Here is a 2,675-nt window from a genome sequence, read left to right as displayed (position 1 = left end):
CTTATTCTCTTATTCTCTTATTCTTTTAGTTGAGAATTCCTCTACATTAATGATTGCAACGCGGTTTTGAGTTAGCCTGAAGGTAAGCCTTAAGCTTTGCGCCTGACAGCGAGTCTGCGAATCAAGGTTGGCTCACACACAACTTATACCAAACATCCCAAGATCTAGTGAAGCAAGCTCCCTTTATGGCAAGTTAAACTCATGCCTAAATGCGGGAATAGACTTGCCCAAAGCCTTTTTGTAATTTTTCTCATCTCCCGCTGCAAAACATCGTTTCTTGTCTAAACTTCCGTTAGATCCTTCATATGCGGCTGATTATAACCATGAAGCATGGAATTCTTTTTTTCTTTTTTTTGAGCGTCTTATCGTTCGGGAATACTGGCCTTGCCAAAGAGTTAGTTATTGGATTGGACGCCGACATGTCTAGCGTTGCAAAAACAGGCGGCGTGGCAATTCAACGCGGGGCACAGCTCGCTATCAATGAGATCAATGAACGTGGCGGAGTGCTTGGCCAAACCCTTGTACTGAGCGTTCGAGACCACAAAGGCAATCCGGCGCGCGGTATCAGCAATTTAAAGAAGTTCTCAAAGCGTGAAAATCTCGTCGCCGTGCTCGGCGGCGTACATACCCCTGTTGTGCTTCAAGAATTAGAAACGATACATGAAAACAAATTGCTTTTTCTTGTCCCTTGGGCAGCTGGAACGCCCATCACCAGTAATAGTTTTTCTCCAAACTATGTCTTCCGCGCATCTATAAGAGATAAAGAAGCCGGACCTGTACTTATCAAGCATGCAGTGGGTACGGGCGCCAAAAACGTCTACCTAGTGTTGGAGCGAACAGGATGGGGTCGCTCGAATGAGGTCTCTATGCGCCAAGCCGCAAAAGAGAGCGGACTTGAGGTATCGGGTGTCTCTTGGATCAATTGGGGTCAAAAGAACGTGACAAAAGAAGTGTCCGAGATTGCGGCCAGTGATCCAGATGCCATCATGCTCGTTGCAAATGCGCCAGAAGGAGTCGTTGTCGCGAACGCTCTGCTTAGCAATCCGGCACTTTCTAACAAACCCGTGATCGCACATTGGGGAATTGCGGGCGGGAATTTTGTTAACGCAGTGGGCTTAGAGCAGCTCTCCCGATTGAATGTCTCAACCATTCAGACCTTTAGTTTTTTAAATGCGTACGACCAATCAAAAGCTAGCGAAGTGTTGAGTGCTTATCAATCCACATATGATCCAAACGCTAGCCAAGAGAATATTCAGGGAGTTGTTGGCTTTGCGCAAGCCTACGATCTCGTCCATATGTTGGCGCTCGCGATTAAGTCAGCAGAATCCATTGAACGGCCCAAAGTGCGTGATGCATTAGAGGCGCTAGAAACGTATCACGGACTGATCAAGCACTACGAAAAACCGTTTTCTCCTGACCAACATGACGCTCTTCTTAGGGATGACTACTTCATGGCGGCATTCAATGAGAATGGCAACCTTGTACCAAATTAAAATAAAGGCGATACAAGTGAAGAAAGGCAAAAGCTTGAAGACGCTCTTAGGCGCACAAACATGACACAACGCCTACCGCTTTCTAAACGAGTGCGCAAGGCGACGCTTAGCCGTTTTATTCCGATTATTGCGGCTTCGCTCATCGCCGCGTTAGTCATCTCGTTTGCTTTTATTAATCTACAAATAGCCAAGAGCCATCAAACACATCTTAGCGAATTTTCTGCCAGTTATTACCGTTCAATCGCCGCGCTGAATGCACAGGTTGCTTCGCTTGCACGTAACGATTTGATGATAAACAGTCTCATCGACTTCAGTAATCGAGACTCTTACCTGCCCGTCTTCTTTCGCTCTTTAACTCCAACCAACCTCACCTCAGCCGACTCCAAATTCAGCATCGCGTTTACCGACTTTGAGGGCGAGATCATTACAGGTATTTTTATTGAGGCCTTCAAAGAAGTAGAACAGCATTTCGCCTGGAAGGAGCAGGCGTTAGAAAAAGGTCTTTCTTTTATCGAGGTTGGGAAAAATGGATTAATGATAGTACATCCAGTCATTTATGGTGGGTCAGCAGAGGGTGCGATCGCGTTACACATCCGATCACTCTCTTCTGTTTTGCGCGTTGAAACCGGCGAATACAACCTCGTAGTCACAGACGATTCAAGCATCATCTTCGAGGCGAACGAACAGTTTGTAGGCAAAGGACTAGCTGCAACCCTAGATATTGACTCAGGTGTTGCAGGCATGATTACGAACTCTAAGTTAATGCCCCTCAATAACAATAAGAGATTTGATCCATCGGATTTAGACAAGGCATTGACCGCAACCATCGTCCAGCCTTATCTCTCAGCTTACTCAGATGCGGGCTGGGTTATCGGTGCGCTAGCGCTCGCTTTAACGACCATTTTGTTTTCAACTCTGTTCAGTATCCGCCTAACGAGCAATATCGCCAGTAGAATTATCGATCGATTACGGGATCAAATTGGTGCGGCAAGAGATAAGCCAGGATCATTTAAAAAAATAGAACCTACGAAGAGCGAGTCTCGAGAAATTTTTGAATTAAGGCAGACCTTTAACTCGGTAATGGAAGAGTTGCTCGCTACCACTTTTGTAAAAGAGCGAGTAGAAGGTGTTATAGATTCGCTTGGCGAGATGCTCGTCGTGTACGATCTTCAAGGCGAACTA

2 protein-coding genes are annotated in these 2,675 nt (G+C 46.0%); both read left to right on the top strand.

Annotated elements, in window-relative coordinates:
- The first annotated feature begins 305 nt into the window (after positions 1-305).
- Entirely contained in the window at positions 306-1,493 is a 1,188-nt protein-coding gene (locus tag A3751_RS13135) for an ABC transporter substrate-binding protein (RefSeq protein WP_068456767.1), read from the top strand.
- Positions 1,494-1,553: 60 nt separating this feature from the next.
- The coding region (locus A3751_RS13130) for a hypothetical protein (RefSeq protein ID WP_156492442.1) at positions 1,554-2,675 on the top strand (1,122 nt) is incomplete at its 3' end.

Source organism: Oleiphilus sp. HI0080 (assembly GCF_001635135.1).
Note: the sequence above shows the minus strand (reverse complement) of the source record. Positions and strands in the feature narration are given on the sequence as shown.